Annotated in this window: 14 protein-coding genes and 3 pseudogenes; 12 read left to right on the top strand and 5 right to left on the bottom strand. The window is 57.7% G+C overall.

The window, feature by feature from the left end; all coding sequences use genetic code 11:
* Both GDN47_RS31500 and GDN47_RS32810 read right to left on the bottom strand, forming a co-directional pair.
* The coding region (locus GDN47_RS31500; RefSeq protein ID WP_152095043.1) for a fatty acid desaturase at positions 1-814 on the bottom strand (814 nt) is incomplete at its 3' end.
* A 5-nt stretch (positions 815-819) separates the two neighbouring features.
* Positions 820-1,083 carry a DUF4167 domain-containing protein gene (locus GDN47_RS32810; protein WP_352231213.1) on the bottom strand — a complete coding sequence of 88 codons (264 nt, stop codon included), beginning with the start codon at positions 1,081-1,083 and terminating at the stop codon, positions 820-822.
* A gap of 383 nt (positions 1,084-1,466) precedes the next feature.
* Here GDN47_RS32810 and GDN47_RS31510 point away from each other — a divergent pair, with 383 nt between their 5' ends.
* The 4 genes and pseudogenes from GDN47_RS31510 to GDN47_RS31525 form a co-directional block, all read left to right on the top strand.
* Positions 1,467-1,667 (top strand): type II toxin-antitoxin system VapB family antitoxin, encoded by a 201-nt coding sequence (locus GDN47_RS31510; RefSeq protein ID WP_112424203.1) that lies wholly within the window; start codon positions 1,467-1,469, stop codon positions 1,665-1,667.
* Positions 1,664-2,047 carry a PIN domain-containing protein gene (locus GDN47_RS31515; RefSeq protein WP_112424202.1) on the top strand — a complete coding sequence of 128 codons (384 nt, stop codon included), beginning with the start codon at positions 1,664-1,666 and terminating at the stop codon, positions 2,045-2,047. The genes GDN47_RS31510 and GDN47_RS31515 overlap by 4 nt, the downstream gene beginning before the upstream one ends.
* Positions 2,048-2,497: 450 nt before the next feature.
* A complete protein-coding gene (locus tag GDN47_RS32210; RefSeq protein WP_162701565.1) occupies positions 2,498-2,662 on the top strand; it encodes a hypothetical protein in 165 nt (54 codons plus the stop codon).
* Between the two features lie 723 nt (positions 2,663-3,385).
* Positions 3,386-3,712 (top strand): annotated as a pseudogene (locus GDN47_RS31525) (transposase); the annotation flags it as partial.
* Between the two features lie 1,273 nt (positions 3,713-4,985).
* On the opposite strand, the gene GDN47_RS31530 reads toward GDN47_RS31525, so the two are convergent.
* Positions 4,986-6,134 carry an RHE_PE00001 family protein gene (locus GDN47_RS31530; RefSeq protein ID WP_162701563.1) on the bottom strand — a complete coding sequence of 383 codons (1,149 nt, stop codon included), beginning with the start codon at positions 6,132-6,134 and terminating at the stop codon, positions 4,986-4,988.
* A 188-nt stretch (positions 6,135-6,322) separates the two neighbouring features.
* Between GDN47_RS31530 and GDN47_RS31535 the strand changes: the two genes are divergently transcribed.
* From GDN47_RS31535 to GDN47_RS31550, 4 genes and pseudogenes are all read left to right on the top strand, one after another.
* Positions 6,323-6,613 (top strand): type II toxin-antitoxin system Phd/YefM family antitoxin, encoded by a 291-nt coding sequence (locus GDN47_RS31535; protein ID WP_152095037.1) that lies wholly within the window; start codon positions 6,323-6,325, stop codon positions 6,611-6,613.
* Positions 6,610-6,987 carry a type II toxin-antitoxin system VapC family toxin gene (locus GDN47_RS31540; RefSeq protein WP_069610762.1) on the top strand — a complete coding sequence of 126 codons (378 nt, stop codon included), beginning with the start codon at positions 6,610-6,612 and terminating at the stop codon, positions 6,985-6,987. The genes GDN47_RS31535 and GDN47_RS31540 overlap by 4 nt, the downstream gene beginning before the upstream one ends.
* A 12-nt stretch (positions 6,988-6,999) precedes the next feature.
* Positions 7,000-7,248: a type II toxin-antitoxin system Phd/YefM family antitoxin gene (locus tag GDN47_RS31545; protein ID WP_152095038.1), complete on the top strand. Its 249-nt coding sequence runs from the start codon at positions 7,000-7,002 to the stop codon at positions 7,246-7,248.
* Positions 7,245-7,753, top strand: a pseudogene (locus GDN47_RS31550) (site-specific integrase). Before GDN47_RS31545 ends, GDN47_RS31550 begins: the two are co-directional and overlap by 4 nt.
* A 161-nt stretch (positions 7,754-7,914) precedes the next feature.
* On the opposite strand, the gene GDN47_RS31555 reads toward GDN47_RS31550, so the two are convergent.
* The gene (locus GDN47_RS31555; RefSeq protein WP_152095039.1) at positions 7,915-8,820 is read right to left on the bottom strand and encodes a LysR family transcriptional regulator; all 906 of its coding nucleotides are present in this window, start codon (positions 8,818-8,820) and stop codon (positions 7,915-7,917) included.
* Positions 8,821-8,915: 95 nt separating this feature from the next.
* On the opposite strand from GDN47_RS31555, the gene GDN47_RS31560 reads away from it, so the two are divergent.
* Together GDN47_RS31560 and GDN47_RS31565 are read left to right on the top strand one after the other, a co-directional pair.
* Complete coding sequence (locus GDN47_RS31560; protein ID WP_152095040.1) at positions 8,916-9,245, top strand: Cif family virulence factor; 330 nt, start codon at positions 8,916-8,918, stop codon at positions 9,243-9,245.
* Entirely contained in the window at positions 9,242-10,030 is a 789-nt protein-coding gene (locus GDN47_RS31565; protein ID WP_152095041.1) for an SDR family oxidoreductase, read from the top strand. The genes GDN47_RS31560 and GDN47_RS31565 overlap by 4 nt, the downstream gene beginning before the upstream one ends.
* A 22-nt stretch (positions 10,031-10,052) precedes the next feature.
* Here the strand turns inward: GDN47_RS31565 and GDN47_RS31570 are convergent, their stop codons facing one another.
* On the bottom strand, positions 10,053-10,862 hold the full coding sequence (locus GDN47_RS31570) for an SDR family NAD(P)-dependent oxidoreductase (RefSeq protein WP_069610766.1): 810 nt from the start codon (positions 10,860-10,862) through the stop codon (positions 10,053-10,055).
* A gap of 47 nt (positions 10,863-10,909) precedes the next feature.
* On the opposite strand from GDN47_RS31570, the gene GDN47_RS31575 reads away from it, so the two are divergent.
* Together GDN47_RS31575 and GDN47_RS32545 are read left to right on the top strand one after the other, a co-directional pair.
* Positions 10,910-11,308, top strand: coding sequence for a winged helix-turn-helix transcriptional regulator (locus GDN47_RS31575; RefSeq protein ID WP_152095042.1), 399 nt, complete (start codon positions 10,910-10,912; stop codon positions 11,306-11,308).
* Between the two features lie 128 nt (positions 11,309-11,436).
* Positions 11,437-11,622, top strand: a pseudogene (locus tag GDN47_RS32545) (hypothetical protein); the annotation flags it as partial.
* Positions 11,623-11,764: the final 142 nt, after the last annotated feature.

The following is an 11,764-nucleotide window of genomic DNA, read 5'->3' on the forward strand; positions in this document are numbered from 1 at the left end:
CCCTGTCCGGACTTTGCCGAAACCCGCAATAATGGGAAGCACCATGCAATGCGGCGTTCGGAAATTGCCACTCCGGCTTCTTTGACCAGTGCGTTTCCTCGAATTGATGCTGCACATAAAAGAGCCAGATACCAACGGCGCCAGCCAGCAAAACGATCGGCAGATGGATCATGAAGAAGGCTGCAGGCCCAATCGCCCAGATGAGAAGCGACATGATCACAGCAAGCGCCAGATTGGTCGACATTGCCGATACCCATGGCAGGAGACCGGCACGCAACATGCCGACCGGGAGACGTTGCTGGAATAGAAAAAGCCACACCGGCCCAATCCCGAACATCACGAGCGGATGCCTATAGAGACGATACCCAATTCGCCCCCATTTGGAGCGAGCATAGTATTCACTTACGGTTAGCGTGGTTATGTCGCCAATACCGCGCTCATTCAGGTTTCCGGCTGATGCATGATGTTCGGCATGCGCGCGCCGCCAATAGTCGTAAGGTGTTAGGGTCAAGATACCAAGAATACGCCCGATCCAGTCGTCAAAGCGACGATTTGCAAAGAATGAACCGTGGCCGCAATCGTGCTGGATCATGAACAGGCGCAACAGAAACGCCGCGGCTGGGACAACAAGGATGAGGCCGTACCAGAATCCGTAGTGCACAGCGACCCAAGTCAAGACCCAGAACGCGGCAAAAGGAATGGCTGTCACGGCAAGTTCAAAGGCACTGCGACGTGGGCTGGGTGTACGATATTTCGACAGAATTTTCAGCCAGGCTGCTGCATCTGGCTCGTTTTGGCATCCGGAGACGGTCATTGTGATCAACGGTTGTAGCCAGCCTTTTGTAGGGCTGCGGCGCGATAGTAATGCTCCGCATGTTGAAACATGTTTTCCGCCTCAATTTGGTCGCCAGCCCGGGCGCGCTCATGCGCCAATAGCTGAAATTGTTCGTATCTTCGCTTCAAGCTCGCAAATGTAGTCTTTGATGCGGTGGTATCGAAGGTGGTTTTATGGGTCGGCGGGTGTGGTTGTTGTGTTGAAACCAACTGACAATTCAAGCTTTTTACGGCTTGCTCCTTAAACAATGATATAGAGGATGATGACGCGACTGATGTTGCTTTTGCTATTAATATCGCCGTCTGGAGCGCGGCATCGCGACATGGTTATCGGCATATCATGTCAATGCGGCCGTTTCGTGTTGTGCAATGGCGGTTCTGCAATTACCCATCGCAGTGTCGATCAATACGCCAGTTGATTTCCATGGGAAGCTCACCCGGCCTGGCGTTTTGTGAAAGTCCGCAATTGGTTCGAAATAGGAGACATTTCACCGTCCGATCTCCGCTCGGCGAGTTGAAGCCCAAACGTAAGAGGGGGTGGGGACAATGCCCTGCCTATGGAAGCAGAAATGAGGCGTAGATTTTATCACCAACTGGTGCTATTTTATATGCCTCAATAAGGGATTCGACTCATGCGATCTACTATCAATCTCGACGATGCACTCATGGATAGGGCGAAATCATTGACCGGGACCAAGGAAACCGCGGCGCTCGTTCGCCAAGCATTGGAGACGCTTGTTCGTGTAGAGTCCGGAAAACGCCTCATCGCGCTCGGAGGAAGCATGCCGGACGCAGAGGCACCTCCGCGCCGCCGGAGCGCAGCAGTTAAGTGATATTGGCGGACACTTCGATCTGGATTGATCATTTCCGATCTGCCGACGCGGAGCTGGGCAGGATTATTGAAGATGATCGACTGCTGTGCCATCCGAGCGTGATCGGCGAGCTGGCTCTTGGCAGCCTTCGGGATCGCAGCAACGTGATAGCTTTCCTGTCGGCGCAGCGCGGCGCAGTGGTCGCAACACATGACGAAGTTATGATAATGATCGATCGACATGCTCTCTTCAGTATGGGCATTGGCTACACGGATGCTCACTTGCTGGCGTCCGTTCTTCTTGACCACAAAACGTCCTTATGGACCAAAGACAAGCGTCTGCGGGCAGCCGCGGAAAAGGCACAGGCCTCGCTGCATATACCGGTCAACGCGCGTCACTAACGTTGATGTCATTCGTCTAATGCTTCAGATAGATTTTGCGAACCCCTTTTGCTCATGAGCGGGATCGAACCTACGACCCCGCTGTTTTTTTGCGGTAACTCCAGAATGAACCATGATCAGCGTGATGCGGATCTCGCGTGCGCCCATTGCCCACGAAGGCAGTTTTGGCAGCATCGCCTCGGTGACCTAAGGATCAACGGAATTCATTCGCTAATCTTGCGTTAGTGTGGTCTAACATACCTGCTCGGTTCGTTGTTACCTGTTCTGGCATCTGAGCTTTTTGGAGTCCGTTAGCACCCCTGGCGGACTCCTTCTGGCATATGGGTGGCTTCGATTTGGCGTTGCATACAAAGCAGCGCTATATTACAGCATTATTTTAAAGTTGTTGCCAAAGCACTCCAACGGGCGCACGGTGTTTCGTGGAAATATTTCCATGGAAGGAAAAGTGCTATGGACCGCCTCGTCGCAATTGCCAACATTCAATACTTTCGTGAGCGCCTTATTGGGGCGACGGACGAGCGGGAAGTAAAAGATTTGCGCTTCCTGATCGCCCGAGAAGAGTGTCGCCTACGCGATATTAGCTCTTCGAAAGAGCAGATCATAAGCTGCCACTAAGCTACCGTTGAGCGGATTGAACTCGCCCTTCTTTGAACGCTCTGCGGTGTTTCTTTCGGGTTCTGTTTACGCACTTCGCCTGATCTGGGGACCGGTCGGGTGGAGGATTGCTGCCGGAACCACGAGCGCCTGGCAGCAGCGCCAACCATAGACCCAGCAGCAAAGGAATGCCGTTATGCCGCCGGTTAGAGTGACCTCCGCCAGAAGAGTCGCAAAGAGCTTCCTATGCCCTATCCGCAAAAAGACCGCCACGGTATTTCGCGCGATTGATACAGGTGACATTGCCAAACGACTGGAAAACGCTGCCCTGCTCAAAGCGCTGCGTATCGAACGCAACCGGCCGAGGCGACCCCAACGAGAGAGCTGAGAAATGTCAAATAAGCAGACAAATCTAAACCGGGTGCTCAAGAAGGCTGAATATGTGACTTCCGATATGGAACCATCGCCGGGCGGCGACCATGATGACGACATAATCACCATCCGAAGAATCCGTGCGGCGACGATTTCGCCTGGTGGCTACCCGCGTTCGCGTCGGCAAAAGCGGAATGCAAATCCGGCCGCCCTAGCAGCCTGGGAAAATGAAGGGGGCGCCGTTCTCGACGGCGTAGACGCATCCGCTGTTCAAGTCTAGATTTCACCCGACTTTGCAGTTCACCGTGACCATATTTTGCTCTCGATATAGCAGATGCATCAAAGGGTTCCCGGCGACTGGATGGATCAACCGCAAATGAAAATCTGGGGCAAAGCGTCGTGAAACTCGTCAGCCTCACCACACGACGCTGCCAATCCGGCGAAGTCGATTACGACGGCCATATTATCCCGACACGGCGATTGCCGTCTGCATGGGCTTCTCTACGAAGCAGCGTCGGTCATTCTCATGCGCAGCTCCGTGCAGAGTTCCTTGCGAACATGGGGGTTCAGCTACGGGAGAGGATCGGTTTCAAAAGAGCTGCTGTGGCTGTCGCACGAAAGCTTGCGGTCATCGTGCACGCCGTGCTCCAGACCGGAGAGCCCTTCGATCCCACCACAGGAGTGACAGTGACCGCATAGCATCGAGTAGCGCTTAAAACTGAGCGCGTGAAGCGTCTCTACCAGGACCTGAGCCGAGCCATTCCGTTGATGGGGTTGCATCGCTGTCTCAGCTGAATGCACCGTCCACGTGCTTCGCCAGCAGTTACCCAAAAACTTCCTACCACCCGCCGACTTTCTTTGGTGCGCCTCTCTCTTTGCCTTGCATAGCCCGGAACCTTAGCCGCAGTTGCGACTTATCATCAGGGAGTACACCAGATGAGCAATGATAATAGACCAAAGCCAGACCTCAGGACGACTCCAGATCGCTACAACCCCTGGATCTCATGGATCGCGGTCCTTGCGATTATGGTGGTCACGCTGCTCGCCTGGGGTTTTTGGCCGTACGACGGTAGGACGGATCTTAATGGCTCGGCGCAGATAACTGCACAACCATCAACCACTACCCCGCCGGCGGTCGTTCCAGTTCAGCAATAGAAAACCATCATCGAGGAAACTGGTTATAGTAAAATATCCCAAGCAACCCACATCTGACACAAGACATTCCATCGAGCAACATCGCTAGCGCATATGAGCGTGGCGCGAAAGCCGGCGCACAAAAAGAACTCATTGCGCTCGACCTCTTGCTGGCCTTGAGACGAATGAGGATCACGTTCCGACAAAGAGCTTCTTACTCAAACCAAGACCCCATCATCTACCGGTAGTGACTATCTGCCGCGAGTGTAACAACGGTTTTTCACGAGATGAGCAGTACGCTGTCACTTTCCTGAGTTGCGTTTTATCTGGATCGACCGATCCCGGACACCAACGCAACGCGAGCGCGGCTCGAGCACTGACCGATAGCAAAGCTCTCCGCGCCCTGATCGAACGCTCAAAGATCGAATATCGGACTCTAGGGGGCGATAAGAAAATTGTCTGGCGACCAGACACTGCTCGCCTCCACCGTGTGATCCTGAAGAACGCGCGTGGCCACGCCTACTTTGAGTTCGGGGAGCCAATGCTCGAGCCACCGGTTCATGTTTGGTCGTCTCCTCTAGAATATCTGTCGTCAAGCGAACGTGCAGACTTCGAGAGCTTGGACGACGAGGGAGGTTTTGTAAGGCTGCCAGAAGTCGGAAGCCGAATGCTTACGCGCGTTTTCACCGGTGCGGATTTGTGCGCTGGCTGGGTAGTCGTACAGGAAAACACCTACCGCTATTCTGTACAGCAAGAAGGCCTATTACGCGTAAGAGCTGTCTGGGCAGAGTATCTTGCTACCGAGGTTCAATGGTAAGCACTGAACTTGCGATGCGCGTTAAAGTGCCCCCCATGCCCGAAACCTCCCCCTCCCTGTCATCTCCCTCAACCCAAGCTCCGAAACGATCCGCCGCGCCGCCTGCGGCGTGACTTCGAGTGTTTTCGCCACCATCTCGGCCGACACCAACGGTTTTGCCACCACCAGCTCGACCAGTTCCGGCAGCTTTGACGACGTCCGGCGCCCTTGCAGCTTCCGCTCGAACATCCTTTGCGCGAGCACCAGCCGGTCATGCTCCTTCATACCGATTTCGGCACCCGCGATCAGGCCTTGGGCAATCGCGAGCAGCCGGGTCTCCCGGTCGCGATGCCGGCGCCGATCGACAGGGATGGCTTTCAGGCCGAGATTGGTGGCGGCGAGATGAGCGCCGGTCGTGACGCCGGCCTGGCGAGAGATCGAGGCGGCCAACAGTCGGCCAAGCCAGGGCGCGTGCTGCAGCACGGACAGCGCGTTCCAGGCATCGAGAGCAACGATCGCCTGCAGCACCGCAGGCAGATGTTCGACCTGGCGGAGCACTTCGCGCCATTCGTCGAGCCGGGCATCCTCGTCCCAGTCAAGATCGTAGATCATCGGATCCTTTTCGGGACGGCTCGCCGTCGCACGGCCGCCGGCGTGGCCGGGACGTCTGGCGTCCTCAATGGCCGCTGCCGATCGGGCCAGCACTGCATCGATGTCGGCATAGTCTACACCCGGAAGATTTTCGACGTCATCTATATCCTCCCCTTCTCGCTCGACCACTCCTGCAGGCTCGACGCGGCTGTCGTTCGGGGTGCTGTCAGGACCGCCTGATGGTCCAGGCCACGCCTGGGTCTGTCGCAAGGTTCGGATGCCGTCCGCGGATAGCGCCCAGTCCGGTGACTGCGCGGAAATCCGTCGGCGTGTGCGAAGGACGTCGCGGGCGATGGTCAGTTCGTGGGTGGGGGTGCGGGTATCGCGAGTGGCGTCGTGGAGGACGAGGTCTTCGAGATTGACGAGTTCGCCATCGATCCAGAGGGAGGCGCAGGCGTCGGCATAATGCGTTCGTTCGATCCACCCCGCGCCGACCGGCGAGCGGGCGATCCGCTCGTCGAGACGGGTGAGCGCGACGCCAGCGTCGAAAGCCGGTCGCATTAAGGTGCTCATGCTGATTTTCGAAACATCGTAAGCCATTGATATTATGGTAAAGGATTTCCTAAAGGAACTCTATATCAATAATTGGGTTCGTCACATGCCATGATTGATAGTTGGCGTCCTAACCATCGATAGGTATCAAGTATCGATAGTGATAAGTACAAATGCCTTGTACGCGAGCATTCACGCTGCTACAGTAGCGTCAAAAGCCACTATCGGAGCGCTCAATGCCCCAGACCAGCTACAAGATCAGCGATGCACGCAAGAATTTCGCCGAGGTGCTCGAACGAGCCAACAAGGGTGAGGAAATTGTTATCATGCGCGGCAACGAAGTCTACGCGCGGATCGGCCCGGCCGACGGTGGCAAACGCCCGTTCGGCCTGTTGCGCCAGCGTGGCCTGCCCGACAACCTGTTCGACGATGTCGATACTGAGCAGGCGGCGATCGATGCCGGCGACTTCAACGACGATGTCGGCGTCTGGCAGGGCGGACCGGCCGAGCGCGAGCCCAAGCCGTGAAGGTGCTGCTCGACAGCCACGCCGTCTACTGGTGGACGATCGGCAGCGACCGGCTGTCCGGCACGGCCCGGGCACTGATCGAGGACAAGGCCAACACCATCCTCGTCAGCGCCGTCTCCTTCTACGAGCTCGACAACAAGATGCGCCTGAGGAAACTCGACCTGAAGCCGCAGGAATTGCGCGCCGCAGTCATCGCCAGCGGTTTGCAGACGCTCGCCATCAGCGATCTGCATGCCGAGCTGGCGGCAAGCTTCGACTGGGATCACCGCGATCCCTGGGATCGCATTCTCGCCGCCCAGACACGGCTGGAACACTGCACCTTCTTGTCGCTGGACGTGGCTTTCGACACGGTGCTGCACGAACGGGTCTGGTAAGGGGCAATAGCGATGAAGATTTATGCGGATATTCCCGAAGCGGCCGAACGATTCGAAGAGCTGGTGGATCTCGCACGGCGCAATGACGAGATCGTCATCTGCCGTGCCGGGCAGCCTATCGCTATTCTCACGGCGATCCCGAAGCTGGGTCAAAGCACGATGGATGATTTCCTGGCGCTGGCAGCCGCCGGTCGCCCGGCAAACGGTAATCAGACTTCGAACCACGACGATCTCTATGACGAGAACGGACTGCCGAAATGAGCGGCGCGTCATCAACTTCGGTTGAAAGGCGTGCCGAGGAACTCGATGCGCTCGACGCCATCCTGCCCTTCGCCCGCCGCGATCAGCTGGCAACGCTGCTGACGGACCAGGATGTCGCCACCCTCAAGTATCTGGCCAAGGAAGGCATGGGCGCCAATACCCTTCGCGCCCTTGCCTCCGATCTCGGCTATCTCGAAGCCTGGTGTGAGCTTTCCACCGGCGCTCCCCTCCCCTGGCCGGCGCCGGAAAGCCTGCTTCTCAAATTCATCGCCCATCATCTCTGGGATCCCGGATGGGGCACCGTCTCTCGGCGTGCGCTCGATCCGCAGTCGGTCATGCGATCCTGAAGCAACGGGCCGAGATGGCTGGGTTGGAGCCTATGGAATTCTCGGCACACGGGCTGAGGTCTGGGTATCTGACAGAAGCCGCCAATCGCGGCATTCCCCTTCCAGAGGCAATGAAGCAGTCCAGACATCGCTCCGTTCAACAAGCCTCGAGCTACTAAAACAGCGCGACCCGGCGCAGCGGTCGGGCAGCGCGGCTTCTCTGATGGCCGAAATCACCCATGACCTGTCGCTGGCCGTCGGAAAATCGGGCGCAAAACCGCGGATTTTTGGGGTGAATGCCAAACGACCTCGGTGCCTCTGTCGCGCAGCAGGCTCAAGGTTACGCGAGCCGTCCGGCCGCGTAATCGCGCGCGAGCGCGATAAACGCCTGGAAGGCCGCGGAGGAATTGCGCCGATTATAATAATAGAGGCACAGCGGCGCGAGCGGCGGTGTCCAATCTTCGAGAATGCGCACGAGCCGTCCCGCCGCGATGTCTTCGCGGACATCGGCTTCCATGAAATAGCCGATCCCCACGCCGCTCGTCACCGCGATCCGCGCCAGAGATGCTTCATCAAGAGTGAGCGGCCCCTCGACGTCGAGCTGCAGTTCTTCGCTTCCCTTCTCGAACCGCCATCGGAACAATGCGCCATCGGGTAGCCGCACGCGAACGCAGGGGTAAGAGACCAGATCCTGCGGCACCTGGGGGATAGGCCTGTTTTCGAAAAAGGAGGGCGATGCCGCAACCGCCATGCGTCGCATCCGACCCAGCGGTATGGCGATCGCGTCGCTCGGCACCAGATCCGCGCTGCGCACGCCCAGATCGAACCCCGCGGCCACAACGTCAACAAGCCGCCCCTCGGTGACGATGTCGATATGAACCTGCGGATAGAGCTTCAGATAGCTCAGGACCAGCGGCGCCATGATCTCGCGGGCCGCCGTCGCGAAGGCATTGATGCGCAAGATGCCAGACGGCGTCTCCTGCTGCGAGCGCGCCGTATCCATCGCATTTTGGATGCCCTCGAGCGCCGGTTTGATCTGTGCGACGAAGATCCTCCCCGCATAGGTGAGCGAGACGCTGCGCGTGGTGCGATTGAATAACCGCACGTCAAGATCCCGTTCGAGCTTGCCCACCGCGTTGCTGATGGCAGTGGTCGATATGCCGAGTTCGAGCGCCGCCGCTCGAAACGATCCGCATCGAACGATGGCAAGAATCGCCTCAAGTTCGATCAGCGAATGGCGAGTCATTGTCCCAATTTTCGTAATACCCCATGCCGATTTGTCTCGCTTATCGGGCGAAAAGTCCATCGCTAAGTTTGCTCATCACCATCAAGGAGATGAACATGTCAATGAACCTACCCAAGCCGATTGCCGAATATATCGAGGCAAACGCCCGTCTCGATATCGACGGCATGATGAAGCCCTTCCTGCAGAAGTCCGTCTTCATTGACAACGGCAAGCGTTACGAGGGGCTGGCTGATATCCGCAAGCTACTCAAGGAAGAAGCGATCGCGGTTAAGGCGATCTTTGAGCCCGACACTGTTCGGGAAGAAAACGGCGATGTCGTGCTCGAAGGTCCCGCTCACGGCGACTTCCCGGGCAGCCCGCTCCGCTTCACCTATCGCTTCACGCTGGAGAACGACGGCATTAAGATTCTGGAGACCACGGTATGAGCATCCACGCAGATCCCAACGAGTTCGCTGGCAAGCGCGTACTCATTAGCGGTGGCACCAAGGGTCTTGGCCGCGCGACCGTCGAGCGGTTCCTGGCCGGCGGCGCCCGTGTCGTCACCGCCGCCCGCACGATCAAGGATCGTATAGAGGGCGTAGACTACGTGCAGGCGGACCTGACGACCGCGAAGGGTGGCGAAGCGTTTGCCAGGGCAGCGCTTGAGCGGCTGGGCGGTATCGACATCCTTGCCCATGTCATCGGCGGCTCGGCTTCGCCGGCGGGCGGCTTCGCCGCGCTGACAGACGATCACTGGCTCGCCGAGCTGAACCTCAACCTGCTGGCGACCGTCCGGCTCGATCGCCTGCTGATCCCGCAGATGCTGGAGCGAGGCAAAGGCACCGTCGTGCATATCACCTCAATTCAGTCCGTTCTGCCGCTGCCGGAATCCACGACAGCCTACGCCGCCGCGAAGGCGGCGCTGAGGACCTACAGCAAGTCGATCTCGAAAGAGCTCGGTCCCAAGGGCGTGCGGGTCAACTCCGTCTCGCCCGGCTGGATCATGACTGAGGCCACCGCGGACTTTCTCGAAATGCTCCGGAAGGCCAATGGCGGCACGATTGAGGACGCGCGGCAGTCCGTGCTTGATGCCCTGGGCGGTATCTCGATCGGGCGCGGAGCCGAGCCTGAAGAGGTGGCCGACCTTGTCGCCTACCTTGCCTCCGACCGTGCTGCTTCGATCCAGGGCGCCGAGTTTGTCATCGATGGCGGTACGATCAAAACGGTCTAAAGGCGGCTGACACCGCGAACAATCAAAGTCCCGGCCACATCCCGCCGTCGAGCCGTAGGTTTGCTCCCGTGATATAGCTCGCACGCGGGCTCACGAGAAAGGCGATCGCATCGGCGATCTCCTCAAGCGTTCCAACCCTCCCCATCGGGACTTCCGCAAACATCGGCAGCACGATCCTCTCGATTTCGGTCCATGGTGCGTCTGGCGCAAGGCCCTGCCCGGCGCCGACCTTTCTGAAGCTTTTCTCTAATCTGTCGCTGTGAATCGTTCCGGGCGATACCGTGTTCGCTGTAATGCCATTCATGGCAACCTCCTTTGCCAAGGAGGCTGTCATCGCGATCATAGCCGCCTTGGCGGCACCATAATCGGGCCTTTTCGCGGGGGCCATTATCGCCGCCATGCTGGAGATGTTGACGATTCTTCCCCATTTAGCGGCGCGCATGTTTGGTAGAAGCCGAGCGGTCACCCTTACAGCCGCCAGCACGTTTCGGTCGTACCCGGATGCCCATGTTTCCGGGCGAGTGGTGGTCCAGTCTTCAGGTTCACCGGAGCCGCCTGCATTGTTGATCAAGATTTCGACGGGCTTAACGAAAGCCTGCGCATCGTTGACGAGCCTTTGTACGTCATCGTCGTTCGTCAGGTCGCCAAAGACCGCATAGGCACGCCCACCCTGGGTGACGATGTCGTGGGCGACTTCTTCGGTACTCGTTTTGTTACGACCATGGACGATGACGATAGCGCCCTCACGCGCCAAGCCCTTGGCAATTCCTTCGCCGATACCCTTGCTGCTTCCTGTGATAAGCGCGATTTTTCCATCAAGTTTCAAATCCACCTGGCAATTCCCGTGCTACTGCGATGTGCCGATAAGAGGACAAGACGATGAACGAGGCAATTACGCACTTTAAGGTGCCTGTCGAACGAGAACCGAGGGAGGCTTGCCTCGGCCCTGATGGATCGGTTGCACATGTGACCAGAATCCTTCGAATGATCACCGGTCGTTGGAAGCTGCCCATCCTGTTCCGGCTGTTTGCCGAGCCATCGATGCGAGCGTCACAGTTCATGCGAGACATCCCGGACATTTCTCAGAAAATGCTGACACAGCACCTTCGGGAGTTGGAGTACGACGGCCTTGTCGCAAGACGCGACTTTGGTGAGCAGCCGCCTCGAGTCGAATATGGTCTTACTGTTGCTGGCCGTGGGCTCATGCCGGTCTTGATGGCGATGCGGGAATTTTCGAAGCACTACCCGAAATGTCCAACTGACGATGATGAGCGCTGACGACCGCAAATGGCGCCAAAGGGCAAAGCCTCTCGGCCCAATTCTGGCATTGTAGGTCGACCAATTTCTCGGTTCAATTCAATCGAATCTCCCGAGCATTTGGAACACGAAGATTGGTATGGCAGTCGGGCTTGCGATCAGGCCATCCGACCGACGCCGCTAATCGCGGCATCCCTCTTCCGGAGGCGATGGAGCAGTCGCGGCATCGCTCCGTGCAACAAGCCTCGAGCTATTACAATAGTGCGGGCAGGCGCAGCGGCAGGGCGGCGCGAGTGCTTCGATCTTTGAAACTCCTTCTGAGCGAACGAGGCTAGGCTCAGGACCTATTAATTTTGCTTGAGATGTGATTCACGGTTTCCAATAGGAGGCCGCGATGAGTGATTTGTTTTTGTTGAGCGAGCGCCAGATGGCGCTGATCGAACCCTACTTCCCTTTGGCACATGGCATTCCGCGGGC

It is taken from the genome of Martinezella dioscoreae (assembly GCF_009176305.1).
Classification (GTDB): domain Bacteria; phylum Pseudomonadota; class Alphaproteobacteria; order Rhizobiales; family Rhizobiaceae; genus Rhizobium; species Rhizobium dioscoreae.

Bases quoted from the DNA above. Each gene is read 5' to 3' on its own strand.
- GDN47_RS31510 (WP_112424203.1), top strand. From the start codon at position 1,467: ATGCGATCTACTATCAATCTCGACGATGCACTCATGGATAGGGCGAAA.
- GDN47_RS32210 (WP_162701565.1), top strand. From the start codon at position 2,498: ATGGACCGCCTCGTCGCAATTGCCAACATTCAATACTTTCGTGAGCGC.
- GDN47_RS31530 (WP_162701563.1), bottom strand. From the start codon at position 6,134: ATGGCTTACGATGTTTCGAAAATCAGCATGAGCACCTTAATGCGACCG.
- GDN47_RS31535 (WP_152095037.1), top strand. From the start codon at position 6,323: ATGCCCCAGACCAGCTACAAGATCAGCGATGCACGCAAGAATTTCGCC.
- GDN47_RS31545 (WP_152095038.1), top strand. From the start codon at position 7,000: ATGAAGATTTATGCGGATATTCCCGAAGCGGCCGAACGATTCGAAGAG.
- GDN47_RS31555 (WP_152095039.1), bottom strand. From the start codon at position 8,820: ATGACTCGCCATTCGCTGATCGAACTTGAGGCGATTCTTGCCATCGTT.
- GDN47_RS31560 (WP_152095040.1), top strand. From the start codon at position 8,916: ATGTCAATGAACCTACCCAAGCCGATTGCCGAATATATCGAGGCAAAC.
- GDN47_RS31565 (WP_152095041.1), top strand. From the start codon at position 9,242: ATGAGCATCCACGCAGATCCCAACGAGTTCGCTGGCAAGCGCGTACTC.
- GDN47_RS31575 (WP_152095042.1), top strand. From the start codon at position 10,910: ATGAACGAGGCAATTACGCACTTTAAGGTGCCTGTCGAACGAGAACCG.